The sequence below is a fragment of the Clostridium tetanomorphum genome (assembly GCF_017873215.1).
In the GTDB taxonomy this organism is placed as follows: Bacteria; Bacillota; Clostridia; order Clostridiales; family Clostridiaceae; genus Clostridium_AO; species Clostridium_AO tetanomorphum.
Genome location: NZ_JAGGKA010000035.1, coordinates 1 through 26,606 on the forward strand (window position 1 = coordinate 1; position 26,606 = coordinate 26,606).

Genomic DNA, 26,606 nt, shown 5'->3' on the forward strand with positions numbered 1-26,606 from the left:
ATTTGTATTCCTCAGACCAAGATTTTGCCTTCGGCTTCCTTCAGATTCTACCTCACGGTGGACACCCTTGCCGTCAGCTAGTGGTTCCCACTACCGAGCCCACAACGGACTTTCACCGTCAAGTTGTTGCCCATGCTGGGCACACAATAAAACCTCCTTATAGAATTCTTTATTCTATAGGAGGCTTTATACAAAAGCTAATGTATATTTTAAAATATTTTTTAGATATAAACCATTAGTATCCCCAATAATTATAATAATATGGTCTAGGTCTTCTTCTCCTTCTTCTTCTCCTTCTTCTCCTTCTTCCTATTAACTCATTAAGTAATAAAATTCTTAAAAAATCATTGAAAGCTCTTCTTCTTCCATACTGACGCATGCCACAGCAACTTTTATCATCGTCATCGTTATCTTCAATTTCATCCTTAATTCTATCGTACATTTCTTCACAAGCTTTTTCTATTTCTTCTTCATCAATGCTGCACATCATTCCATATCTTCTTTCTAAAGAATCACAATGCATCATAATCATTGGATAAATTCTACTATATATTCTAGGATACATCCTTTGTAAATCTTCATCATACATATCATCCATGTTCCAACAACAATAATTATACATATATTCCCCCAAGACAGTTTGCTTACTATATAAATATATGTAATAACTTAATATAATGTTACTAAAATCTTAATATCTCTTTCTATAAATCATTTCCCCTAACATCACATCTATATGCTTTTGTGCCATCATATCCAATTTGTTCTAAAACTTTTCTTACTACATTTTTTCCTATTTCATCTTCTCTCATTTCACATATAGCATCTTCTAATTGTCCCCAATCAACCCACTCTACTTCATCAGATTTAATAATTTCACCCTCTACATAATTTGCCATAAAGGTTAACATTATTATTTCTTTTGTTGGCAGGTATTCACTTCCTAGATACTTTATATTTCCAACAGCTATTCCTGTTTCTTCTTTAACTTCTCTGTACACCGTTTCTTCTACAGTTTCTCCATTTGTAACATATCCAGATACTAAAACTTTTGAATCTTTAAATATGTAGCTTTGTTTAAGAAGTAATATTTTATCATTTTTAATTACTGCTACAACTACACAAGGCTTAGGAGTGTCAAAATACATTATATCATCCTCAGGACAATAAGGTACTCCACCTTCATCCCAACTATATTTTTCCACTAATTCTCTACCGCATTTAGGACAATATTTAAACTTCATACGTACCTTGTTCTAAAAATTAATTTAGAACTCCTCACCTGCCTTCCTATAATATTATTAATATAACAATATTATAAGACAACTTATATATTATTCCAATACATTAAATTTTGATCTTAACCTTATCCTTTAAAGTTATAAATTTTTCTCCTACATTACAATCATACGCAAATAATTCTACTCCCTTTTTATATGCAAGTCTTAGCGCATCGCCAAAAGCCTTATCCATGCTATCATTAGGTTTAAAGTAATCCACTTTCTCCATTTGAATTAAAAATAAAACTCCCGCTCCTTTTCCACTATTTTTAACTTCTATTAATTCTAATAAGTGCTTTCTTCCTCTTTCTGTCGGCGCATCTGGAAATCTTGTTTCTCCTCCTTCTTCAAGGGTTACGCCTTTTACTTCTAAGTAATATTCGTCTCCTTCTTTATTTTTTAATCTAAAATCAAATCTGCTATTACCAAATGTTTTTTCTCTTTCTATTATTGTATATGATTTGAGACTTTCTATCTTTCCTTGAAGTAAAGCTTCTTCTACTACTTTATTGGGAATTTGAGAATCTATATTTATAAATCGTTCTCCCTTATATCCTCCTATTAGATCATACTTTGTTTTTCTTAATGGATTACTTTCTTCTCTTAATACTACCGTAGAACCTGGTACTAATATTTCTTTACATCTGCCTGTATTAGGAACATGAACTAAAGTTTCTTTACCATCTATAATTACATAACCTTGAAATCTATTTGGTCTTCTAATAAATTTAGCTCTTATCACTTTTTTATTTATAAACATATTATTATATCCACTTCCTTCTCAAGTTATACACAAAAAACTTAAAGTTATCCACATTATTCACAAAAATAGTCACAATTATGAATTTGCATATCTTTTATTTGCATTAATATATATTATTTTATCATTACAATAATATTATTTGCATTATAAAAAATCCTTTCATAAATTAATTTATGAAAGGATTTTTTATTTGTATTTTCCTCATCTATCATTCCATATTAAATTAACACTTTTCATATGTTATTTTAATAATATTTATATATGTATATTTCTCATGAATTTTTTTCTTTTTATAAACTCTCCGTATCCTTTTTCTCCAACAAACTTATTATTTATAACTATCACCTTTCCCCTTGACAACGTAAGCACAGGATATCCCTCAACCTCCATACCTTCATATGGTGTATAATCAACATTTTCATGAAGAATAGATTTTGATAATTTAACTTTCTTTTTAGGATCAATTATAACAATATCTGCATCTGAACCAACTGCAATTGTTCCCTTTTTAGGATATAATCCAAATATTTTAGCTGGATTAGTACTTACTATATCAACAAATCTATTTATAGATATTCTATTTTTCATTACTCCCTCTGAAAACATTAGTGGAACTCTCGCTTCTATACCTGGGGATCCATTTGGACATTTAGTAAAATTATCTTTTCCCATCTGTTTTTCTATATTGAAATTGAATGGACAATGATCAGTTGCTACTACCTGTATATCTCCATTTTTAATTCCGTACCATAATGCATCTTGATTAAATTTTTCTCTAAGAGGAGGACTCATAATATATTTTAACCCTTCATTATTTTTCTCATTATATTTCTCTTCGTTTAAAAATAAATATTGAGGACAAGTCTCTGCAAAAATATGTTTTTGTCCCATACTTTTTGCAAATTTTATATAATCTAATCCTAATTTACAAGAAAGGTGCACAATATATAAAGCTGCTTGTCCAGCTACCTTAGATAAATTTATCATCTTGTTTATAGCCTCACCTTCACATTCAACTGGTCTACTTTTTGCATGATATATAGGTTCTGTAAAACCATTATTTGAATAATGTTCTCTTAGATAGGCTATAACATCATTATTTTCTGGATGCACTGTTATTATAGATCCTATTTCTTTTGCCTTCATAAGTACTCTAAATATCTCCAAATCAGTTAATTTATAATCATAAGTTAAATATACCTTATAACTTGTTATACCCTCATTAACCAACTCCTCCATTTCATTTAACATATTGTCGTCTACATGCTGTACAACACCATGAAAACTGTAATCAATAACTGCTTTATTCTTAGCATAGCCATGATAGGTATTAATTTGATGATGTAGGTTACATCCCTTAGGTCCAAATGCCAAATGATCAACTATACATGTTGTTCCACCACAAGCAGCTGCTACAGTCCCTGTATAAAAATCATCTGTAGCTACAGCAATACCTATATCTAAATTTAAATGAGTGTGTACATCTACTCCTCCTGGAATTACATATTTATCAGTTGCATCAATAATCTGGTCACAACTTATATTTAGTTCAGTTCCTATCTTTGTTATTATTTCTTCTTCTATTAATATGTCTCCTTTGAAAGTATCAGAAGCGGTTACTATTACACCATTTTTTATTAAGGTATTCATTTTAACTCACTACCTTTCTACCCTTTTATTACATTAGTCTTGTAAAAGTTCCAACTTAACAATTTCTTTCTTATTTGGTTCAACATCAAGTACAATACTCCCTAAAGGCTGAATGGACGCAAGTCTAGCTAACATACTATATTGATTTACCCTATCTCTCATAATAGGAACAGCTTTATTAGGTGCTTCAACATGCATGTGAGCATCTATCACACCTGGTAATACATATTTTCCTTCTGCATTAATAATCCTTTTTGCTTCATCAAACTCTTTACCTATACCAATTGTTACTACTTTCTCATCCTCAATAGCTATATCTTTTTTAATAGTTGCTGATGGTGATACAACAAAACCATTTTTAATAACTAAATCATACATAAAAGTACCTTCTTAAAATATAGAAACCCTATCATATTTTAAATTTTCATACTTTTAAAATTATTTTTTATGGCACTGTCGCATTAAGAAATTTAACTTATCCTTATTACTTCTCCTGTTAACCTCTTGCTTCTTACTTTATTATCTAATATAATCTCACCATTAACTATTACAGTATAGATTCCTTCCGGATACTGAATTGGATCTATAAATGTTGATTTATCTATTACTGTTTTTTCATTTAAAATTACTATATCTGCCTTCTTTCCCTGCTTCAAAATTCCTCTGTCCTCAAGTTTAAATACTGATGCTGGTTTAGATGTCATTTTACAAATAGCTTCTTCTAATGTTAAAGCTTTTTCTTCTCTTACAAACTTACCTAATACTCTTGGAAATGCTCCATATACTCTTGGATGTGGCTTCCCACCTAAAAGTCCATCTGTACATACATTATGTTCTGGTCTCTTCATTATCTTTATTACATGCTCATCTTTTCCATAATAATCATACATTCCAACTGCATTCTCTTCTTCATATAATAAATCAAAAGTTGCATCATATGGATCTTTTCCTCTCATAGTAGCAATCTCTACTAAATTTTTTCCTATACAATCTTTATTTTTATCTGTTTTAACACTTGTTACATATATTCCATCAAAACCTGCAAAATCAATAAAATTATCCCAACCAGGTATTCCCTTTTCAATGTCTTCTATCATTTTTTTTCTTAATTCTGTATCTTCAAGTCTTTTTAATAGCTTGTCTGTTCCACCATCGTGTACCCATGGCGGAAGAATAACTCCAAGCATTGTGCTTCCTGCTACATATGGATATTGGTCAAAAGATACTTGTATTCCCTCTTCTTTAACCTTATCTAAAAGTTCCAATACTTTATCAACCTTATCATAATTTTTCTTTCCACATACTTTGAAATGAGAAAAATGTATTTTTACTCCACTTGCTTTACCTATTTGAATTATTTCTTCCATTGATTCCAATATTGTATCTGCTTCACTTCTTTGATGAACAACTAGAGGTCTATCAAATTCCGCTGCAACTTTACAAATTTCAATAACTTCTTCTGTGTTACTATAAGCACAAGGCATATATATTAATCCTGTAGACACTCCTGCTGCTCCTGCTTCTAGTTCTCTTCTAGTTATCTCTCTCATTTTCTTTAAATCTTCTTCTGTAGCTTTTCTATTATCTAATCCCATAGCTTCCATTCTTATATTTCCATGAGGAACTAAATAGGTAACATTAGGACCAACACCTGATTTCTCTAATAAATTATAATATCCCTCTGTTGTTTCCCAATCCCAACTTAACTCATCACTATCTCCATCTAATCCTGCTAAATTCATTCTCCATGGAGTAATATACTGCTTTGGTAGAGGAGCCATAGATATACCATCTTGCCCCAATACTTCAGTAGTTATACCTTGCCTTATCTTAGGTTCTACATATGGATCTACTAAAATTTTTAAATCTGAATGACTATGTGTATCTATAAATCCTGGGCAAACAATATTACCATCAACATCTATAACTTTATCAAAGTTTTCTTCTTTAATCTCTCCTATATTAGCTATCTTATCGTTCTCAATAGCTATATCACCCCTAAATCTTTTGCTTCCTGTACCATCAACTATGATTCCATTTTTAATTAAAATTTTATTCATACTATTATCTCCCTTCTAAATATTCAGTTTATTTTTCTTATTTAATATCCCTTCCATTTCTAAATTCTCTTTCTCAAGCATATCTAAATGTTCTTGAGTTATAGCAGGTGGTGCTGATGGCACTCCTCTACTACTTTCAAATATAGCAACTATAAAAAATACTATTGTACTTATTATAGAACCAAATACAACGGACATTATTCCATGAGGTTCACCTAAATACTGCCATATAAATGCTGCTATACTTCCACATATTAATGAGTAAAATCCTGAGTTTACTGTAGCCTTTTTATACAATAATCCAAATATAAATGCTGCAAATGGTCCTGCTGATCTAATTGTAAATGCAAATACTAAAAGTGGTATTATCTGTGTATTTGTCAAAGCGATTATTAAAGATACTGATCCCACAAACACTATAACTCTTTTACTTACTCTCATTAATTCATTATCTGTTGCATCTTTTTTTAAATATCTTTGATACACATCTTTAGTAAATAAGGTAGAAACTGCTATCATATTTCCTGATGCACTAGACATAGTAGCAGCACAAACAGATGCCAATACAAGTCCTGCTATTATTGTTGGTGCAAAGCTAACTGCTGCTGTAGCCATTGCATTATTAGGATTAATTCCTGGAAATCTAGCCAAAGCTACCAAACCAATTATTGCTGGAACAAATCCATACAAAGACATGATCAGAGCACATAAGAAAGAACCAATTTTTGCAACCTTAGCATTTTTAGCAGCAAAATATCTTTGAACCGCTTCTTGTCCTGTAGAGAATGTCATAAAATACATTAGTATAAGACCAAATATAGTTTTCCATCCTACTTTTGTCAGTCCTAATTGTCCTGGTGGTAAAGCTGCTTTTATTTCTGCCCACCCTCCTGCATTTTTAACTATTATTGGCATAGCTATAGTCATACCTACAGTTATAAATATTATATGTATAATATCTGTAGCTGCAACAGAAACAAGTCCTCCAAGCATTGTATATATAGTTATTACAACTGCTGCTACAATTACAGTTTTTTTCAATGGTGTTCCTGTTATAACACTAATAATAGTAGATGTAGATATTATTTGAACTGCTGTGGCTACAAACAATGCCACAATGGATAATGTTGTAGTAACTATATGTGACGGTTTGCCATATCTTCTTTCCATAATTTCTGGAATAGTAGTTGCCATAGCTTTCCTTAAAGTGGGTGCAACAAATGAAACTAAAAATATACCTATTCCACAACAAATAACATACCATCCTGCTGAAAGTCCCCAATCTCCATATGCTTTCGCTGCAACTCCGACAGTGCTTCCTCCACCTATCTCAGTGGCCGCTAATGTACCTGCTAATGCAAATGGCCCTAAACTTCTTCCAGCTAATAAAAAATCTTTTGAATTCTTTACTTTCTTTTTTGATGAAACTATTGCTACCCCCATTATAATAGCCATATACAAAATTATAATTATCAGTGTTGTAGACATTTAATACTCCCCCTTATCCTTGGTATTTTTTATTTATTGATTTTCCATAATCATAAAAACTATGGAAAATCAATTTTGTTTTACTTAAGTAATCCTTTAGCTATAGCTTCATATCCCTTAGTTGCTTTAACTAACTGATCTATTTCAATATATTCATCTATTGTATGTGCTAAATTTTCTGGAGATGGCCCAAATCCTACTGTTTTAATACCTGCTTCTCCTGCATAATGGCTTCCATTAGTACAGAATGAATAGTATGCTATTTTTGAATCTAACTCTGCTTCCTTTAATGCCTCAAGTGATTTTTTAACAAAGTCCTCTTCTTTTCCATATTTCCATGCTGGGAAAAATCTTTCATCTGATATTATTGTTCCTGTATAACATCTTTCTTCTCCCTTTGCATAATACACTTTAGCATTAAATTCTAGATCTTCTTTTTTCATATGTTCAATTAAGTCCAAAACTGGTTTTATTACACTTTCTTTTGTTTCTCCAACTAATAATCTTCTATCATAAGTAACTTTACAATAATCTGGAACTACTGAAGCTCCTGGATAAGGGGATGATTTTATATCAACTAATTCTAATATGCCATGTCCTAACTCAGAATCATAAGTCATTTTCATTTCTCTTATTCTATTTATTAACTGTGACATTTTATATACTGAATTAATTCCTTTTTGTGGATTTGCTGAATGAGCAGGCTTTCCGTAGGTTTCCACCACTATCTCCGCTCTACCTCTTTGTCCAATTTTTAAATTACATTCTGAAGCTTCTCCTATAACTACATAGTCTGGATTTACTCTCTCGCTTATCTTTCTTGCAGCAACGCCTTCAAAACATTCTTCATGTACTACTCCTGCTACATATATATCTCCTTTAAAGTCTTTCTTAGTTTTTTCAGCAAAACTAGCAACCCCACATATCATAGCGCTTAAAGCACCTTTCATATCAGAAGTTCCTCTACCATATATTTTCCCATCTGATATTTCTGCTGCAAATGGATCATGTGTCCATTTTGATTGGTCTACTACTTCTACAGTATCTATATGAGCATCAAACAATATTTTTTTACCTGGTTTATTTCCTTTAATATGACCTATTATATTTCCATATTCGTCTACATAAAAATCGTCAAACCCTAATTGATTAAATATTTCTTTTAATTTGTTAACTACATTCCCTTCATAACCCGAATAGCTTTTAGCCTTTACTAATTCCTGACATACTTTTATGACCTGTTCTTTTTTCTCATTAGTCAACATCCTACTTCCTCCTTTATTTTAATTATTTATATAGACGCATTGTCTCCATCCCATACAATATCTCTATATTTATAAGGATCTGTATCTCCTTCTGTGCTTATTAAAAGAATCTTTGAATTATTATCTAACTTTAACTTTTCTCTTAAATCTTTATAATAATCCTTTTCCATAAGTAAACTTATTACTCCTGCACCAACAGCTCCTGATTCTCCTGATATAACCTGTGAATCTCCCTTTAAAGGACTTGCAAGTATTCTCATTCCTCTAGCAGAGACATAATCTGGACAAGAAAAATATCCATCAGAATAATCTCTTAATATCTTCCATCCTATTGTATTTGGTTCTCCACAAGCTAGTCCTGCCATTATTGTTGGCATATCTCCTGTTACTGAATATGGTTTCCCATCATTAATTTTTGCTGATTTATATATACAAGCTGCATCATCAGGCTCTATTATAACTGTTATTGGTCTATCATCTCCAAACTTTGAAACTAAATATCCCTGAACAGCCGCTGCAAATGATCCAACCCCTGCTTGTAAAAATACGTGAGTTGGTTTTTCCGTTCCCATTTCTTCTAATTGCTCTATAGCTTCGTGAATCAAAGTTCCATATCCTTGCATTATCCAAGTAGGAATATCTTCATATCCTTCCCAAGCCGTATCTTGTACTACTACCCATCCGTATTTCTTTGCATTTTCATTGGCAAGTCTAACAGCATCATCATAATTAAACTCAGTAATGCTTGCTTCTGCCCCTTCTTTTCTTATATTGTCTAACCTTACTTGTGATGAACCTTTTGGCATATAAACTACAGACTTTTGCTCAAGTCTATTGGCTGCCCAAGCTACACCTCTTCCATGATTTCCATCAGTAGCTGTAACAAAAGTTATATCTCCTAATTTTTCTTTTATTTCTTTTGACTTTAATGTTTCAAAAGAAATTTCAGATATGTTCATATCTAATTTTTGTGATAAATATTTTCCTATAGCATAAGAACCACCTAAAACCTTAAATGCATTAAGCCCAAACCTATAGGACTCATCTTTTAAAAATATATTTTTCACTCCTAAATACTTGGCTAAATTATCCAAACTATGCAAAGGTGTAACTTTATACTCTGGAAAACTTTTATGAAACTCTCTTACCTTTCCTATAACTTCTTCCGAAATAAAATCTATATTAGTTTTATTACTTAAAAAATCCCTTGATTTTTCATTAATTATATTCTTAATACTATTATCTTTCTTACTCATATTCTGCCTCCCACACTTTTTAATTATCTGTTGCTATTACTTCTATCTCTATTCCAGCATCTTTAGGAAGCTTAGCGATTTCTATACAACTTCTAGCCGGATAAGGTTCATTAAAATATTTACCATATATCTCATTAACTTTTGTGAAATTTCCCAAATCTTTTAAAAATACAGTTGTTTTAATTACATTACTTAAATCTAATCCTTCTTCTTTTAGTATTTCAATTATATTTTTTATACTTTGTTCTGTTTGACACTCTATTCCTTCCGGTATTTCACCTGTGTTTGGGTCTACTGGAAGTTGTCCTGATATAAAAACTAAATTTCCACATTTAATTCCTTGTGAATACGGTCCTATAGCAACTGGTGCTTTTTTTGTACTTACACTTTTTTTCATCATTTTTTAGTCCTCCTTCTGTATTCTTTTACATTTATTTATTGAAGCAATATCCATGCCAATATCAAAATATTATCAAAAAATTAAATCAATTCAGGGTATTTGAATAAATACTGATACAGCCTATAAAATTTTAAGTATTATAATTAACAAATAAATATAAAAAGCTATTATCAAAATGATAAATATATCATTTTGATAATAGCTTTTTATACTTACTTTTTTCAATTATTTTGATATATATGAATCAATATAATTTATCATTTTGATAAATTATATTCTTCTATTTTCCTATATAAAGTAGCAATACCTATACCTAATTTAGCAGAAGCTATTTTTTTTCCCTCTGTGGTTTTTCCATAAGTTTCTAATGCCTTTTCTATTGCCCTTTTTTCTAATTCCTTTAAAGTACATATTTCTTTATTTTCATCTTTTATTTTCACTTTTCTTTCCGAAATACTTTTTGGAATAATACTTTCACTTAATATGCCATCTATTCCTACCATATTTATCATAAATTCTATTGTATTCTCCAATTCTCTAATATTTCCTGGCCATTGGTATAAATAAAAAACATCCCACACCTGTTTATCTATCTTTATTTTCATAAAATCCTTATTAAATAAACTTAAATACTTTTTAATAAAAAAGTCAGTTAAAAGCTTTATATCTTCTATTCTTTCTCTTAAAGGTGGTATTTCTATAGGTATTACATTTAATCTATAATATAAATCCTCTCTAAACTTATCTTCTTCTATTAAATCTATAAGATTTTTATTAGTTGCAGCTATTACTCTAACATCTATATTAACTTGTTTGTTAGATCCTATTCTTATAACTTTTCTTTCCTGTAAAACTCTTAAAAGTTTGGTTTGTAAAGACAAAGGCATGTCCCCTATTTCATCTAAAAAAATAGTTCCTTTGTTAGCTAATTCAAATTTTCCCATCTTCCCCATAGGATCTGCACCTGTAAAAGCTCCTTTTACATATCCAAATAATTCACTTTCTAATAAAGAATCCGGTATAGCAGCACAATTTATAGCTATAAATGGTTCTTCTCTTCTATTGCTTTCATTATGAATTGCTCTAGCTACAAGTTCTTTTCCTGTACCGCTCTCTCCGCTTACTAAAACTGTAGAAGTGGAAGATGCTATTTTTTTTATTGTTTTCTTTAACTTCTGCATTTTTTTGCAATTTCCTAGAATATCATCACAAAAAATTCTTTTTTCTTGAATAGATAGTTTGTTTATTTTTTCTTTAAACTCTTTTATGTCATGAAAAAAGAACATTTTGTCATACTGATCTTCATTTAAATATACTGGATATATATTTCCCAGTAAATTAAAACTTTCATTTCCTATAGTTAATTTGTATTCCTCTAAATTTAAAATACTGCTTCTATTAAATTTTATAGATATCTTCTGCTTAAAAGAGTTATCATGTATATTTAGATACTTTAATGCATTTTTATTTATATGAGTAATATAGTTTTCCTTATTCAATATTATAACACCCTGATCTACTTTATCTATTATAGTATTAAATAATTCAATGAGAATTTGATTTCTCATTTTCTCTTTCTTTTCATAAGCAGAAATGCTTATAAATTCAGATATTTGCTTTAAAAATGCTACATGTATATGAAATCTATCCATTAAATATTTTCTCTGTTCATTTGTAACACAAACTAAACCTATTACTCCTATTGTTTCATTATTGAGTTTTATAGGTGTACTCATTTCAAACTTTTCTTCACATGTATCTCGATTAGGACATGGTATACAAAGTTCATCTTTACCAGGTTTATATATTATTTGAGTTTCTCCTGATTTTAATACATTCTTATACACATATCCGACATTGGCCATATTTTCATTTATCCTATTCTGAAAAATACCTGTACCAGCAATTCTATCTAAATTTTCATCTACTATTTCTACTTCTACATGTAATATTTCAGAAATTATATTAGCATATTTAATAACAGAGTTCTGTATATCTTTTAAATAGGAAGCCATACTTAATCAACCTTTCAGAAACATTTAAAATATTATAAAAAATTCTTGAATACAATTAAAAATATTACACCAGGTATTCCAAAAAAACCTGCTATAAGTGCTGTTACTGCATTAATTCCTATGCTAATATTAAACAAAGAACCTACAGCATTTATCAAAAATAATAAAAGTGCACCCATTACCCCATTTGCCACTAATTTTATTAATATTGTTAATGGCCATGCAAAAATTTTCACTAATATTATTAATGCTAAAATGGAAATTAAAAAATAACCTATATATTCCATAAAATCACCCCTTTTCCCCCATTATCTTATATTAATAATATTAACTCTTTATAAGAATTATACGATATTAATTTCTTGTAACATATATTTATATTGAATTTTTATTTTTTTATTTTTTGCTTCACTCAATAAATACATATATTTTGCTTTAGCTGCTTCCTCCATATATATTGCATAATCTACTAACCTAGGGTCCTTTACCATTTGAAAATATGTTCTAGCTCTTTCTATTTCTTGCATAGCTTCTATTATTGATTCAATTATTTTCTTTTCCTCTTTTGTATAATTTTTATCCTTCTTCAACTTTAATGTAAAATCTTTATTCATGAAAAAACCTCCTATTTCATTTCTAATTGTAATTTTTGACATGAAATAGAAGGTTTATTCAATTACCAAATCTATATTTCTTTTCTACCTTCTAAAGCTTTAGATAAAGTAACCTCATCTGCATACTCTAAATCTCCACCTACTGGAATTCCATGAGCTATTCTAGTTACTTTTACACCTAAAGGCTTTAGTATCTTGGATATATACATAGCTGTAGCTTCTCCTTCTACATTTGGATTAGTTGCAACTATAACTTCTTTTACTTCTCCATTTATTCTACTTACAAGTTCTCTAAGCTTTATATCATCTGGTCCTCTTCCTGCCATAGGAGATATTGTCCCATGTAATACATGATACATTCCATTATATTCTCTAACTTTTTCCATAGAAATTATATCTTTAGGCTGTTCTACAACACATATCATTTCTTTATTTCTATTTGGGTTACTACATATAGAACAAGGATCCTTATCTGTGAAATTACCACACACGGAACAATATCTTATTGTACCTCTTGCTTTAACTAATGCTCCTGCAAACTCATCTACTTCTTCTTTTGGTAAGTTTAACACATGTAAAGTTAACCTTTGAGCAGTTTTATGTCCTATTCCAGGAAGTTTTGCAAATTCTTCTATAAGCTTTTCAATTGATACTGGATAAAATTCCAATTAATTCACCTCATTTAAAAAAACCATTAGAACATTCCTGGTATATTTAATCCTCCAGTAAGCTTTCTCATCTCATTAGCTGTTTCTTCTTCTGCTTTCTTTAAAGCTTCGTTACAAGCAGTTAATATTAAATCTTGAAGCATTTCTACATCATCTGGGTCTACTACTTCTGGTCTGATATTTATATCAACAATCTCTTTTCTTCCATTAGCTATAGCTACTACTGCACCACCACCAACGCTTACTTCAAATTTTTTATCTTGAAGCTGTGCTTGCATCTCTTCCATTTGCTTTTGAAACTTTTGAGCCTGCTTCATTAAGTTATTAATATTTCCTCCTCCAAAATTATTCATTCCACCTCTTGCCATATTCTGTATTCCTCCTTAATATCTCTTAATTTTTAGAAAAATTTAATTAGTATAATCTTATTATACAATAACTTATTTTAAACTATGAAATATAAGCTGTAAATTACTTTTAGATTTACTCTTCTAATATTTCTACCATATCTTCTCCAAAAGTCTCTTTTAATATTTCTTCTGGATTTTTTTCACTCTCTTCTTCTTCTATAATATATTTTATTCTTATTCCTTCTTTTAGTACCTCAGAAAATATATCTTCTACTATTTTTTTGTTATCTTCCTTTTCAAGTCTTTGTTTATTAAAAGCATATTGTTGTTCATATTTCAATGTTATTATTCCATCTTTACACTCTATAGGTTTGCCTGTAATCAATGATGCATATAATACCATATGCCTTCTACCTTTAAAAGTTTCTAGTATATCTCTCCAAGATTTTCTCACTATATCTATATTGAGTTTAGAGTCAGGATTAAATTTTTTAACTGGCTGAACAATTATATCACCTTTATCTTCTTTTGTTTGCTTAGATGCTTTAGTTCCTCTAGATACCTTAGGTATTATAGCCTCACAAGCAATCTTTATTTCACCATTTTTCATAGCCTCTTCAAGTTTATTTAATCTTGCAAGTATAACTTCTTTTGAAGTATCGTATTCTATCTTACACATTTTTATTACAGCCAACTCCAAATATAATCTACTCTGCTTTGTCCATTTAGATTGTTCTTCTGCTTCTTGAAGTATCCTTATGTTTCTCATAATTTCTTCAATTCTTATTTTAACACTTTGTTTTTTTAAAAGAACAATATTCTCCTCTGACATATCTAATACTTCATCAGGATTTTGACTAACCTTTACCATTAATAAATTTCTCATATGATTTATCATATCCTTAATGAAATAATGTATATCTTTTCCACTAAATACTACTTCCTCAATTACCTTTATAGAATTTTCTATGTTCTTATCAATTATATTGTCTGTAAGCCTTATTAGATTTTCGTTAGTTACTAGTCCTAACATATTTATAACTTTTTCATATTCAACTTTACTATTGCCCATGGATATAGCCTGATCTAACACACTTAAAGCATCTCTCATTGCACCGTCAGACATTCTAGATATAAGATTTAAACTTTTATCATCTGCAAAAATCCCTTGTTCTTTTACAACATATCTAAGTCTTTCAAATATCTCTTCACTTTTTATTCTTTTAAAATCAAATCTTTGACATCTAGATAAAATTGTTATTGGAAGTTTTTGCGGATCTGTGGTTGCAAGAATAAATATTACATTTGCTGGAGGTTCTTCTAGAGTTTTTAAGAACGCATTTACTGCACCTTGAGATAACATATGCACTTCATCCATTATATAAACTTTATATTTTGCTTCTCTTGGAGGATAATTAACTTCTTCTACAATTTCTCTTATTTTATCTACTCCATTATTTGAAGCTGCATCCAGTTCCGTTACATCTATTAATAAATTAGAGTTTATCTTTTTGCACATATCACACTCATTACATGGCTCTCCATCTTGCAAGTTTAAGCAATTTACTGCCTTTGCCAATATTTTAGCTGTAGAAGTTTTTCCTGTTCCTCTAGTACCACAAAAAAGATATGCGTGAGCTATTCTGCCATTCTTTATTTGATTTCTTAATGTAACAGTTATATGTTGCTGGCCTACTACATCTTTAAAATTTCTAGGCCTCCATTCCCTGTATAATGCAGTATAAGACATTTAGTTCACCTCTTAGTAAAACTTTAAAAATCATTTTTTAACTTGATATATCATATTATTATACATCAAGTTAATTACTAATACCATTTTACATTATATGAAAAAAACGCACAATAAACAAAGTTTATTGTGCGACAATTATTTCATATTTAAACCGTGCACCTTGCTTTGGCAAATAACCTATGAGCGTTACCTATACAGTTAACTCAAACCAGGTTTATCCACGGCACACGAAAATGATCACTTACCGCTGCTTCCTTCCGGACCTGACGGAGTTCATGAGTTTCCGTTGCGTGGGACCCAGTTATCAACGCCACTTATATAGGTCAGACCCCACACGTTATAGCCTAATCAAGGAATTAAACCCTGCTATAGCGGATTGCAGGTTACAGGGCACCGCTAACTCCCCGTCTAGCACGGCAAAGTTTATATGGCGGAGAGAAGGAGATTCGAACTCCTGGTAGAGTTTCCCCTACACACGCTTTCCAGGCGTGCTCCTTCAACCACTCGGACATCTCTCCTCGGTTTACTCATGAATAAATATAAAATATTTATTTAAGACAAAATATATTATACTATTAATTTAAATAAAACTCAATAGTTTTTTATAAAAACTTTAATTTTATATCACTTTTTCTCCATAGATATATTATTGTACTTATTTAATAGCTTATCCATATATTGACTTACTTCTAATATTTGTTTACTTTTTTCATAGTCGTCTATATCACAAGATACTTCATTTAGTAATTCTCTAGTATACTCTATTTCTTTTTCTATATCTATTAAGCTATTATACTCTTCTATTTCTTTTTCACTAAAAACACATTCATCCATTCCAACACAAGATAATAAGAAACTTTTTTTCATTTAAAAATCCTCCTTTTTATATCCGGTGGATATTTTAAATTTATAAGAAAACATTTAGTTTATCCATTATAATATTTAACATAATAAATAATGATAATATTTTATTAGCATAATTATATCATCATTGTAATTTTAAGTAAATATAAATACATTATACATGTTCTATCATATATTTACCATATAATACTTATTATTAATGTTTTTCTTATTATTTCTACACCGTATATCATTATATTTTATATTTATAGGTAATTATTTGTATAAATTTGTTATAACTTTTTTTAAAATTAAAATAAAAATTTAACTTATTAAAATTTCATTAATTTTTCTTATTCTAAACTTCCTTTTAGTATCTGGAATTTTAATAAAAATCCATCATAATTCATTATACATTTCAACAAGTTTTTAAATTTTATTTTATTACCGTTAATACATAAATTTGAAAACATATTACTATTATTAAAACATATGTTTATATCTCCAAGCCTTTTTTTATAATATAGACTTTTATATTTTATACTATCGTCTAAATTGTTCAATTTATATTTTTTTAAAGCAGTATTATTTATATCACTATATATCTTATGTAAAAATTTATTTTCTTCTTTAAAACTATAAAGTTCAAATTTGTATTCATTTATCTTTCCATTTTTTATGTCTATACATTCATACGAAATCTGATTGTTTAAAAACAGTTTTTTTACTAAAAATAATGTTCCTAAATAATTTTTAGGTATAGGTATATTTCCATATATGAACTCCTTTAACTGAAGATCACAATTATCTAAATCTCTATTATTAAAAAGCTGATAAAATACTTTTATATAATTTTCACCTTTTTTATCATATAACATAATTACATCATTTTTAGGTAAAGTCTCAATAAAGGTATCATTAGAAGCATTTATCAATTTGATGTCCCTCCTAAAGGATTTCTATAAATAAACTATTCTATCTAAGTATATGAATTTCCTTTATTTTCTTATTAATCTTTTGTTAAAATTTTGTAATTTTTTTATTATAAAAATTTATATAATAAAAAAACACTTAATTCAAAATCAAGTGTTTTTTATTGGCGGAGAGAGGGGGATTCGAACCCCCGGTAGAGTGTTACTCTACAATTGATTTCGAGTCAATCACCTTAGACCTCTCGGACATCTCTCCATATATTATTTTATCTTTTTAATTTAAAGAAATCTTTTAATATAACACTACATTCATTATTATATAGCCATTTTACTTGAACATCACTATTTAAAAACTTATTTTGTAATAGGTTTACTATAGATCCACAAGCTCCAAATCTTGGATCAAAAGTTCCTATATATACTTTACTTATTCTAGATTGTAATATGGCTCCTGCACACATGGGACATGGTTCTAAAGTTACGTAAAGTTCACATCCAGTCAATCTCCAGTTATTTATAAAATTACAAGCATTTTTTATAGCTATTATTTCAGCATGAGCTGTAGGATCCTTTAAGATTTCTGTCATATTATATCCAGACCCTATTATCCTATTATCCTTAACTATTACTGCTCCCACTGGTACTTCATTCATATTCTGTGCCTTTTTAGCTTCATTTAAAGCTTCAGACATAAAATCAAAAAACATATTATATATCTTCCTTTATTTATCTTTCTTATACCATTGCTAATATTCTCACTTCTTAAGTAATGTATAGATACTACTGATTATATTTTATAATTATTTAATGCTATTGTAAATAATTATTATATTAATTTTAAGTACTTAGTAATAGTAGTGCTAGATAAAATATAAAAAGCCTAAAGCATATGCTTAAGGCCTTGGTGCGCCCGAGAGGAATCGAACCCCCGGCACGCGGTTTAGGAAACCGCTGCTCTATCCTACTGAGCTACGAGCGCATATATTATTACTATAAATAGTTTATTACAATTTATATATATTGTCAACTAGATTACATAATATGTAATTGGATTAATAACTCCCCTCCATATGTTTTCTAATTTACTATTTATTGGAGATTTTCGGCAAACAATATGATAAAATATATTTATATATTAAAAAAATTAGAGGTGGTATTATGAAAAAACTACATATTACCGAAACAGTATTAAGAGATGCAAATCAATCTTTAATAGCTACAAGGCTACCCTTTGAACAATTTGCTCCAATTCTTAATAAATTAGATACAGCAGGATATTACTCTTTAGAATGTTGGGGTGGAGCAACTTTCGATTCTTGCATAAGATATTTAAATGAAGACCCCTGGGAACGACTAAAAAAAATTAAAGCAATAGTAAAAAAAACACCTTTACAAATGCTATTAAGAGGACAAAATATCTTAGGATATAAACATTATCCAGATGATGTAGTAAAAGAATTTATAAAGATGGCCGTTTACTATGGTATTGATATAATAAGAATATTTGATGCATTAAATGATTTTAGAAATATAGAAGTGGCTGTTAATGAAACTAAAAAACAAGGTGCTCATGCTCAAGGAACCATTGTATATACTATTAGTCCTATTCACAATGTAGATAATTATATATCTCTAGCTAAAAATTTAGAGAATATGGGAGTAGACTCTATATGCATAAAAGATATGGCAGGATTAATTATGCCAGATATAGCTTTTAATTTAATCAACACTCTTAAAGAAACGGTAAAAATACCTATATATCTACATTCTCATAGCACAAACGGGTTAGCGGAAATGTCTTATTTAAAAGCTGTTGAAGCAGATGTTGATGGTATAGACTGTTCTATATCTGCTTTTGGCGGTGGCACAGCTCAGCCTCCTACTGAATCAATGCATTATGCTCTGACTAGTTATGGATTTAATACAAATTTAAACTCTAGCATATTAAAAGAAATAAATGATTTCTTTAAACCTATAAGAGAAGAGTTTATTAAAAATGGAATATTAAACCCTAAAGTATTATCACCTCAACCTGAAGCATTGATATATCAAATTCCTGGTGGTATGCTCTCTAATATGATATCACAACTTAAAGAACAAAATTCTTTAAATAAATTAGAAGAAGTTTTAAATGAAGTTCCTAAAGTAAGAAAAGATCTAGGTTATCCTCCTTTAGTTACACCAATGAGTCAAATGGTGGGAACACAAGCTACTGTAAATGTTCTTACTGGTGAGAAATATAAAATGATTCTAAAAGAAGTTAAAGCTTATTGTAAAGGCGAATATGGAAAAGCTCCTGGTAAAATAAATAATAATCTTTTATCTAAAGCTTTAGGAAATGAAAAACCTATAGACATTAGATATGCTGATACTTTGGAACCAGCTTTTGAAAAAACCAAAGAAAAACTAAAGCATCTTTCCACTCGTAATGAAGATATATTAACATACTTGTCTTTCCCTGAAGTTGCAGAAGAATTTTTAAAAAATAAAAAACTTTCTCCTTCTGTTGAATCATTAAGAGAAGAAACTAAAGGCTCTGTTATTTAAATAATTTATAAAGTAGATGCCTTTTTATAAAACATAATAGGCTTAAGTAGAATTAACTTAAGCCTCTATTCCTTTTAGTATATAGTTCATTAAATTCTCTACAACTTCATCAATATTATAATGATTTTCATTTATAAGTTCATATACTGCAGCTGAACATAACATTCCAAACATACTATAAGCCATAAAAGACTTTTCACCTTTTCTTATGAATCCATCCTTAATAGCTTCTTGTAAATATGACTCTATATCTTGTATAAATTGTTGTATGTTTTCTCTTAGTTGAAGTTGCCTTAATTCTTGTCCCCACAATTGACTCATTATAACTTTAAAAAAATCTCTATTTTCATAAACCATACTCAATTGAACTTTGCATACCGCCTTAAGTTTTTCTATGGAATTATCTTTTTCTTTAACTACTTCATCTACTCTTTGTTTTATTAGATCCATTCCTCTTTGTATTATATATTTGAATATTTCTTCTTTACTTTTAAAATGATAATATAACGTTCCTTTAGCAACGCCCGCTTGTGAAGCTATTTCATCCATAGTAGCTCCATCATATCCATATATGGAAAAAACTTTTATAGCAGACTCAAATATTGTTCCTTTTGTTTTATTCATAAAAAATCACTCCGATTATTTTTTATTGACCAGTCAGTATAACTCTAAATATATTATACTATTTTTTCAATATAAAAAACAATAGATTAATGTCATTGATAAATTTATTTTATCATTTATAATATTTTATATAAATAAAAATATATTTTCAGGAGGAAAAAATGATCAAAATTTATAATAGAAAAACTAATAACTATGATGTAGAAAAAGTATCTGGTGAAAAATATCTTAATTGGACTTATTCCTCTCCTGTCGGCATATCTTTTTTAGAACTGATTATAAAGAAAAAATTCTTTTCTTTTTTATATGGTAAATATTGCGATAGTAAAAGTAGTTCTAAAAAAATTAAAGACTTTGTAAAAGAATTTAATATAAACATGGATGAAGCTATTATTCCTATCAATGGATTTGAATCCTTTAATAATTTCTTTACAAGAAAAGTAAAACCTTCTTCTAGACCTATAGATTTGAATAAGAATATATTTATTTCTCCTGGTGATGGTAGACTTTCTGCCTATGAAAATATAGATCTTAATAAAATAGTACAAATAAAAGGGTTATATTATAGCCTAGATGAACTAATAAACTCAAAAGAAATAGCTACAAAATTTAAAAATGGTATTTGTTTAATATTACGTCTGTGTCCTACGGATTACCACAGATTTCATTTTGTAGATAATGGTGTTTGTGATGAAACAAAAAAAATAAAGGGCCGTTATTACTCTGTAAATCCAATAGCCTTAAATAAGATTCCTAAATTATTTTGTAAAAATAAAAGAGAATGGAGTCTATTCCATTCAGAAAATTTTGGTGATGTATTGTATATAGAAGTAGGAGCAACTTGTGTAGGTTCAATAATACAAAGTTATAGTTCAAATAAAAAAATCTCTAAAGGAGACGAAAAAGGATTTTTTAAATTTGGTGGTTCTACTGTTATACTATTCTTACAAGAACATACTGTTAAAATAGATGAAAATATATTACATCAAACTACCTTAGGATATGAAACAAAAGTTAATATGGGAGAAAAAATAGGCGAAAAAATATAGTATAAGCTCATTATATAGTAAAATAATCTATGTAATGAGCTTTTTAAAAGTTTCCTCTTCCTCCTCTATCTATTTTTACTTTTACTTTTACATCTATTTCTGAATTACTAACTACTTCATCCCAATCTATTTCTTTTCTTCTACCATATTTTGCTGCAGCTACTCTTCCTAGCTGTAATACATCAATTTTATAACAATTCTGCATCTTATTTATAAATTTCCTTGATTTATCCTCCATATTTTGTTCTATTTTCTTTATAACTTTCTCTTCATTTTCTTTCTTTTCAAATATAGGGTTTTTCAATTCATCATAATTTATATCAAGTTTTACATTTAACTCTATTAAGAACTTATAATTTTCTCCCTGTTTTAAACATTTAACTTTTCTTTTATTAATTGCTACACCACTAACATACTCATCCTCACTTTCTTTAATATTAATTGAGCCTTGAGTATTATCTTCTCTTAAAAAATTTAAAATTTCTGTTTCTTCCATATTTAATTTGTAAACCATCTTATCATCCTTAAAAATAGCCATCCCAACTACTTCTATTCCTTCATCAGTAATAGCTACATAAGGCAAAACTAAATTCATTCCCTCTACCGCTAATTGTTCAAAAGCATTATTTACTTTATATTCTTCATAGAAAAAGTTATTATATTTCAAATTTTTAATTATTCCTTCTACAAGTTCTGCTGAACTACTATAATCTTTAACGGGATATCTCAATATTTCTTCTGCTTTTCCAGCACATACAGCCATATAACCTATATCACTTATTAATGGCTCATTAAACATACCCTCTATTATATTTCTTACACCATTTTGTGCAAACCTATCACTTATTATATACACTTTTTCTGACCCTAAGAAAAATTTCTTATCCAACTTCGTTTGTCTCTCTTCTCTTGTTTCAAGAAGGGTGTGACCTTCTCCCGTAACCACCTTATTTAAATTTTCACCATTAGGTTTAAATATATAAAAACTAATTGGTATACTATAATCTACATTTCCATCTGTTTTTTTATTTATATCATATCCTACTCCTATTGGAATTGATAAATTTTCTGCAAACTCTACCATATCATCTGCATTACTGTAATATACAAGACTTACTATAATTACAACTATTATTAAAATTTTATAACCTTTTTTCATTTTTATCATCTCTTTTTATTAAAAATGCTATAATAGTAATAAAAACTGTATCAAAAATACTTACTATAGGGTCAAAATACTTAGATATGACTTTAAATTTCACTTCATTTCCAAAAATCGTGGATATCCATATTAATATTGGTGCTATTATTAAACATATATATTTTCTATCAATTTTTTTTATCCAACTATTTATTGTAAAAGTTACTGTAAAATGAACATTAGTTAATGTTTTTAAAATTACTGTACTCCATAGATATATAAATATGTATCTAAAATTATTTACTATTGGTATAACTAAAGTCTCAGCTGTAGCTATAAATGGCCATTTTAGCTTATCAATTAACTCATCCCCTAAATAAAATAATGTTAAAAAATTTGACCATATGTAAAATAATGTAACCATTAGTACAGACATTAAAGTATATTTTTTTATATTTTTTTTGTCATTTACATAAGGATATATTAAAAAGAATATCTCCATTCCTGCATAAGCAAAAGAAGATTGCATAGATGCCTTTATTATATTACCTATACTATTAGAAAATACAGGTTGAATATTTAATATATTTCCTTTTCTTAATACATTTGATGGAATAACTAAAAGAAATATAGTTATATAAAAAACCACTAAATTTAATCTAGCTATAACTTTTAAATCTTTAGTAGATACATAAGTAACTACAGCAATTATAGCTAAGATAGTTTTAAATTTTGGTAAAAAATAAACTAAATATATTCTTACTACATTTATCGTAAACACTACTGTTGAGCAAAAATTATATATAAACCCTAGTAAAAATAAAAAATTTAATATATTTCCAATGAATTTGCCACAAAATTTTTTACTTAAAAATAATATATTATCATTGGGATATTTTTTACTTATGTATATTCCCAATAAAGCTAAATAAAAGGGATATATACTACCTAATATTATAGCTATCCATCCATCTTCATGAGCATATTTTGCTATATTCTTAGGTAAGGTTAATATTCCAATACCAACCATATTTCCTACAATTAAACTTAATAATTCTATAGGAGTTAATAACTCATTTTTTCTCTCCAAGTTTATTCCTCCTAAATTTTCCCTAAAATCTGTTTACATTATGCTATTATTAGAATCTAATGGATGTATCATTGTTACCCCATCATCATAATTATAAAGATTTTATAGCTTTTTTTTCATTTTTATCATTTATTTTTATTAAAAATGCTATAATTGTAACAAAACTAATATTAAAAACAGTTGTTATAGGAATAGAATACTTAGATATCTCCTTAAACTTTACTTCATTTCCAAAACTCATACATATCCATATTAATATTGGTGCCATTATTAAACATATATATCTTCTATCAACTTTTTTTATCCAATCATTAATTGTAAAAGTTAAACTAAAGTGGAAGTTTGTGAGTGTTTTTATTATTATTGTGCTCCACAAATACATAAATATGTATCTAAAATTATTTACTATAGGTATAACTAAAGTTTCAGTTGTTGCTATAAATGGCCACTTTAATTTATTTATTAATTCATCTCCTAAGTAAAATAATGTTAGGAAGTTTGCCCCTATATAAAATAATGTAATTATTAATACAGACGTTAAAACATATTTTTTTATTTTCTTTTTGTCATTTACATAAGGATATGTTAAAAGAAATATTTCTATCCCTGAATAGGCAAAAGAGGATTGCATAGATGCCTTCATTATGTCACCTATACTACTAGAAAATACAGGTTGAATATTTAATATATTTCCTCTCCTTAATACATTTAATGGAATAACTAAAAGAAATATAGTTATATAAAAAATTACTAAACTTAATCTAGCTATAACTTTTAAATCTTTAGTAGATACATAAGTAACTACAGAAATTATAGCTAAGATAGTTTTAAATTTTGGTAAAAAATAAACTAAATATATTCTTACTACATTGGTCATAGATACTACTGTTGAACAAAAACTTAATATAAAACCTATTAAAAATAAAAAATTCAATATATTTCCAATAAGTTTGCCACAAAGTTTTTTACTTAAAGACAGTATATTATAATTAGGAAATTTTTTACTTATATATATTCCCATTAAAGCTATATAAAAAGGATATATACTACCTAGTATTATAGCTATCCATCCATCTTCATGGGCGTATTTACCTACATCTCTAGGTAGTGTTAGTATTCCAACCCCAATCATATTTCCCACAATTAAGCTTAATAATTCTATAGGAGTTAATAACTCATTTTTTCTTTCCAAGTTTATTCCTCCTAAATTTTTCTCTAAAATCTGTTTGTCTTATGCTATTGTTACTCCCTACATTAGCTGGCCTTTTATTCATTTTCCATAAAGGTGCTCTTATAAATTCGTCCTTTAAATCTGATTTGCTTACTGATATATATGGAATTCCAAAACTATCTAAGTCTAATAAATGTACCATTATCACAAACCAAAATAATATAATTCCTAAAATACCCAAATAATTTGTAATAATGAGCAATGGAAACTTTAGGATTCTTATAGTTAAAGCCATTTCATAATGAGGTATTAAAAATGTAGAAATAACAGATATTCCAACAACTAATAAAGTATCTGGACTTACCAATTTAGCTTCTACAGCCATTTGACCTAAAATAATACCCCCAACTACACTTAAGGTTTGAGCTACTTTAGTAGGAAGCCTTAATCCTCCTTCTCTTAATACCTCAATTGCAATTTCCATTAGAAATATCTCAAAAAATGGACTTAGTGCTATGCCTATTCTAGAATTTATTATTGGTACTATAAACTTTAATGGTATAAGTTCTACATTAAATTTTATAAAAGATAAATATAAAGACGGAAGAGTTATAATTGTAAATATAGAAGCTACTCTAAGAAATCTTGTAAAAGATGAAACTATAAATCTTTCATAATAATCTCCTACAGTTTGGAAAAATTCTATAAACACAGTAGGAATGGTTATAACTTGTGGACTTCCATCTACTATTATAGCTACTCTTCCCCCCAGCACAGTAGCTTCAACTGTATCTGGTCTTTCTGTAGAATAAATTTGAGGGAAAATACTATATGTATGCTCTTCTATGTACTGCAACAACATTTCTGACGATGATATAAAATCCACATCTACCATATTTATTCTCTCTTTTGTATAATTTAATAAACTTTTGTCAACAATGTCATCAATATATATAATAGCTACATCTGTTTGAGATCTTCTTCCTACTACAGCACTTTCTATCTTTAGATTTTTATCTTTTATTCTTCTTCTTATTATACTTATATTTATTTCTAAATTCTCTACAAAACTTTCCCTAGGTCCCTTTATTGCTGCTTCATTTTCTGAGTCTTCTACATGCCTATGAACTCCTCCTGTAGTATCTACTATAATATAATTTGAAGTATTATTACTACGGTTTTTCCTCTTTTTAAATACTCCACTACTTCATCAATTTTTGAAGTAACAAAAGTATTACTCATATATATATACTTTTTACATATATAGTCTTCTAAACTTTCCTTATTACTTATATCTTCTTGTAAATAAATCATTAAAGGTTTAAGTATATCTCTATCTATTCTGTCTTTATCCGCTAATCCATTAACATATATAATAGCGCTATCTAAACTTTGCCCTGTCCCAATATAAATTTTTTTTGATACTATTTGACTGTTGTTTCCTAATAACTCGTATATTTTATTTATTTTATTATCCAAAATATTATTTTCCATATCTACCACCTAAAAAGTAATATTAATATTTTAAGTAATATTATTTTTTTTATGCAAAAAATAAATATCCACCAGCTAAGCTGGTGGTTTTTCTTAAGCCCTATAAGGGCACTTTACCAGCATTGTGCCTTAAGGCACGTATGAAAATCTCGC

General features: G+C 28.4%; 25 protein-coding genes, 3 tRNA genes, 1 other RNA gene and 1 pseudogene. 2 read left to right on the forward strand and 28 right to left on the reverse strand.

The window, feature by feature from the left end:
• Positions 1-235: 235 nt before the first annotated feature.
• The 23 genes from J2Z24_RS20220 to J2Z24_RS20330 all read right to left on the reverse strand — a co-directional run bounded on the left by J2Z24_RS20220 (position 236) and on the right by J2Z24_RS20330 (position 18,316).
• A complete protein-coding gene (locus J2Z24_RS20220) occupies positions 236-622 on the reverse strand; it encodes a hypothetical protein (RefSeq protein WP_051593367.1) in 387 nt (128 codons plus the stop codon).
• An 82-nt stretch (positions 623-704) separates the two neighbouring features.
• Complete coding sequence (locus J2Z24_RS20225; RefSeq protein WP_035149938.1) at positions 705-1,244, reverse strand: NAD(+) diphosphatase; 540 nt, start codon at positions 1,242-1,244, stop codon at positions 705-707.
• Between the two features lie 103 nt (positions 1,245-1,347).
• Entirely contained in the window at positions 1,348-2,040 is a 693-nt protein-coding gene (gene sfsA / locus J2Z24_RS20230) for a DNA/RNA nuclease SfsA (protein WP_035149941.1), read from the reverse strand.
• Between the two features lie 258 nt (positions 2,041-2,298).
• Entirely contained in the window at positions 2,299-3,693 is a 1,395-nt protein-coding gene (hydA, locus tag J2Z24_RS20235; RefSeq protein WP_035149943.1) for a dihydropyrimidinase, read from the reverse strand.
• Positions 3,694-3,726: 33 nt separating this feature from the next.
• Positions 3,727-4,071 (reverse strand): hypothetical protein, encoded by a 345-nt coding sequence (locus J2Z24_RS20240; protein ID WP_035149945.1) that lies wholly within the window; start codon positions 4,069-4,071, stop codon positions 3,727-3,729.
• A 92-nt stretch (positions 4,072-4,163) separates the two neighbouring features.
• A complete protein-coding gene (locus tag J2Z24_RS20245; protein ID WP_035149948.1) occupies positions 4,164-5,753 on the reverse strand; it encodes an N-acyl-D-amino-acid deacylase family protein in 1,590 nt (529 codons plus the stop codon).
• A 15-nt stretch (positions 5,754-5,768) separates the two neighbouring features.
• Entirely contained in the window at positions 5,769-7,241 is a 1,473-nt protein-coding gene (locus J2Z24_RS20250) for a sodium:solute symporter family protein (protein WP_085059127.1), read from the reverse strand.
• 80 nt (positions 7,242-7,321) lie between these two features.
• Positions 7,322-8,506: a YgeY family selenium metabolism-linked hydrolase gene (locus J2Z24_RS20255; protein WP_035149949.1), complete on the reverse strand. Its 1,185-nt coding sequence runs from the start codon at positions 8,504-8,506 to the stop codon at positions 7,322-7,324.
• 26 nt (positions 8,507-8,532) lie between these two features.
• The gene (gene dpaL, locus J2Z24_RS20260; RefSeq protein WP_035149951.1) at positions 8,533-9,762 is read right to left on the reverse strand and encodes a diaminopropionate ammonia-lyase; all 1,230 of its coding nucleotides are present in this window, start codon (positions 9,760-9,762) and stop codon (positions 8,533-8,535) included.
• A gap of 19 nt (positions 9,763-9,781) precedes the next feature.
• Entirely contained in the window at positions 9,782-10,162 is a 381-nt protein-coding gene (locus J2Z24_RS20265) for a RidA family protein (protein WP_338078431.1), read from the reverse strand.
• A 257-nt stretch (positions 10,163-10,419) separates the two neighbouring features.
• Positions 10,420-12,177, reverse strand: a complete 1,758-nt coding sequence (locus tag J2Z24_RS20270; RefSeq protein WP_035149953.1) for a sigma-54 interaction domain-containing protein — start codon at positions 12,175-12,177, stop codon at positions 10,420-10,422.
• A 32-nt stretch (positions 12,178-12,209) separates the two neighbouring features.
• The gene (locus J2Z24_RS20275; RefSeq protein WP_035149956.1) at positions 12,210-12,464 is read right to left on the reverse strand and encodes a pro-sigmaK processing inhibitor BofA family protein; all 255 of its coding nucleotides are present in this window, start codon (positions 12,462-12,464) and stop codon (positions 12,210-12,212) included.
• A gap of 57 nt (positions 12,465-12,521) precedes the next feature.
• Positions 12,522-12,791, reverse strand: a complete 270-nt coding sequence (locus J2Z24_RS20280; protein WP_035149957.1) for a DUF2508 family protein — start codon at positions 12,789-12,791, stop codon at positions 12,522-12,524.
• A gap of 71 nt (positions 12,792-12,862) precedes the next feature.
• Complete coding sequence (gene recR, locus J2Z24_RS20285) at positions 12,863-13,459, reverse strand: recombination mediator RecR (RefSeq protein WP_035149959.1); 597 nt, start codon at positions 13,457-13,459, stop codon at positions 12,863-12,865.
• Positions 13,460-13,485: 26 nt separating this feature from the next.
• Positions 13,486-13,827, reverse strand: coding sequence for a YbaB/EbfC family nucleoid-associated protein (locus J2Z24_RS20290; RefSeq protein ID WP_035149961.1), 342 nt, complete (start codon positions 13,825-13,827; stop codon positions 13,486-13,488).
• Between the two features lie 115 nt (positions 13,828-13,942).
• Positions 13,943-15,559 carry a DNA polymerase III subunit gamma/tau gene (gene dnaX, locus J2Z24_RS20295; RefSeq protein WP_035149963.1) on the reverse strand — a complete coding sequence of 539 codons (1,617 nt, stop codon included), beginning with the start codon at positions 15,557-15,559 and terminating at the stop codon, positions 13,943-13,945.
• 154 nt (positions 15,560-15,713) lie between these two features.
• An RNA gene (ffs, locus tag J2Z24_RS20300) (signal recognition particle sRNA large type) lies at positions 15,714-15,979 on the reverse strand.
• A gap of 11 nt (positions 15,980-15,990) precedes the next feature.
• Positions 15,991-16,080 (reverse strand) — tRNA-Ser (locus J2Z24_RS20305).
• Positions 16,081-16,186: 106 nt separating this feature from the next.
• Complete coding sequence (locus tag J2Z24_RS20310; RefSeq protein WP_035149966.1) at positions 16,187-16,429, reverse strand: Spo0E family sporulation regulatory protein-aspartic acid phosphatase; 243 nt, start codon at positions 16,427-16,429, stop codon at positions 16,187-16,189.
• Positions 16,430-16,758: 329 nt separating this feature from the next.
• Positions 16,759-17,340, reverse strand: coding sequence for a hypothetical protein (locus J2Z24_RS20315; RefSeq protein ID WP_035149968.1), 582 nt, complete (start codon positions 17,338-17,340; stop codon positions 16,759-16,761).
• 162 nt (positions 17,341-17,502) lie between these two features.
• Positions 17,503-17,593, reverse strand: a tRNA-Ser gene (locus tag J2Z24_RS20320).
• Between the two features lie 10 nt (positions 17,594-17,603).
• A complete protein-coding gene (tadA, locus tag J2Z24_RS20325; protein ID WP_035149970.1) occupies positions 17,604-18,044 on the reverse strand; it encodes a tRNA adenosine(34) deaminase TadA in 441 nt (146 codons plus the stop codon).
• 195 nt (positions 18,045-18,239) lie between these two features.
• Positions 18,240-18,316 (reverse strand) — tRNA-Arg (locus J2Z24_RS20330).
• A gap of 179 nt (positions 18,317-18,495) precedes the next feature.
• Between J2Z24_RS20330 and J2Z24_RS20335 the strand changes: the two genes are divergently transcribed.
• On the forward strand, positions 18,496-19,884 hold the full coding sequence (locus J2Z24_RS20335) for a pyruvate carboxylase subunit B (RefSeq protein ID WP_035149972.1): 1,389 nt from the start codon (positions 18,496-18,498) through the stop codon (positions 19,882-19,884).
• 57 nt (positions 19,885-19,941) lie between these two features.
• Here J2Z24_RS20335 and J2Z24_RS20340 read toward each other — a convergent pair whose 3' ends face one another.
• Entirely contained in the window at positions 19,942-20,508 is a 567-nt protein-coding gene (locus J2Z24_RS20340) for a TetR/AcrR family transcriptional regulator (protein ID WP_035149975.1), read from the reverse strand.
• A gap of 161 nt (positions 20,509-20,669) precedes the next feature.
• On the opposite strand from J2Z24_RS20340, the gene J2Z24_RS20345 reads away from it, so the two are divergent.
• Positions 20,670-21,557 (forward strand): phosphatidylserine decarboxylase, encoded by an 888-nt coding sequence (locus tag J2Z24_RS20345; RefSeq protein ID WP_035149976.1) that lies wholly within the window; start codon positions 20,670-20,672, stop codon positions 21,555-21,557.
• Positions 21,558-21,600: 43 nt separating this feature from the next.
• On the opposite strand, the gene J2Z24_RS20350 is transcribed toward J2Z24_RS20345, so the two are convergent.
• From J2Z24_RS20350 to J2Z24_RS20365, 4 genes and pseudogenes are all read right to left on the reverse strand, one after another.
• On the reverse strand, positions 21,601-22,716 hold the full coding sequence (locus J2Z24_RS20350; RefSeq protein WP_051593368.1) for a Ger(x)C family spore germination protein: 1,116 nt from the start codon (positions 22,714-22,716) through the stop codon (positions 21,601-21,603).
• Positions 22,700-23,788, reverse strand: coding sequence for a GerAB/ArcD/ProY family transporter (locus tag J2Z24_RS20355; RefSeq protein ID WP_051593369.1), 1,089 nt, complete (start codon positions 23,786-23,788; stop codon positions 22,700-22,702). Before J2Z24_RS20355 ends, J2Z24_RS20350 begins: the two co-directional genes overlap by 17 nt.
• A 91-nt stretch (positions 23,789-23,879) precedes the next feature.
• Positions 23,880-24,980 carry a GerAB/ArcD/ProY family transporter gene (locus J2Z24_RS20360; RefSeq protein ID WP_051593370.1) on the reverse strand — a complete coding sequence of 367 codons (1,101 nt, stop codon included), beginning with the start codon at positions 24,978-24,980 and terminating at the stop codon, positions 23,880-23,882.
• A pseudogene (locus J2Z24_RS20365) lies at positions 24,964-26,453 on the reverse strand (spore germination protein). The gene J2Z24_RS20360 and the pseudogene J2Z24_RS20365 overlap by 17 nt, the downstream one beginning before the upstream one ends.
• Positions 26,454-26,606 lie beyond the last annotated feature (153 nt).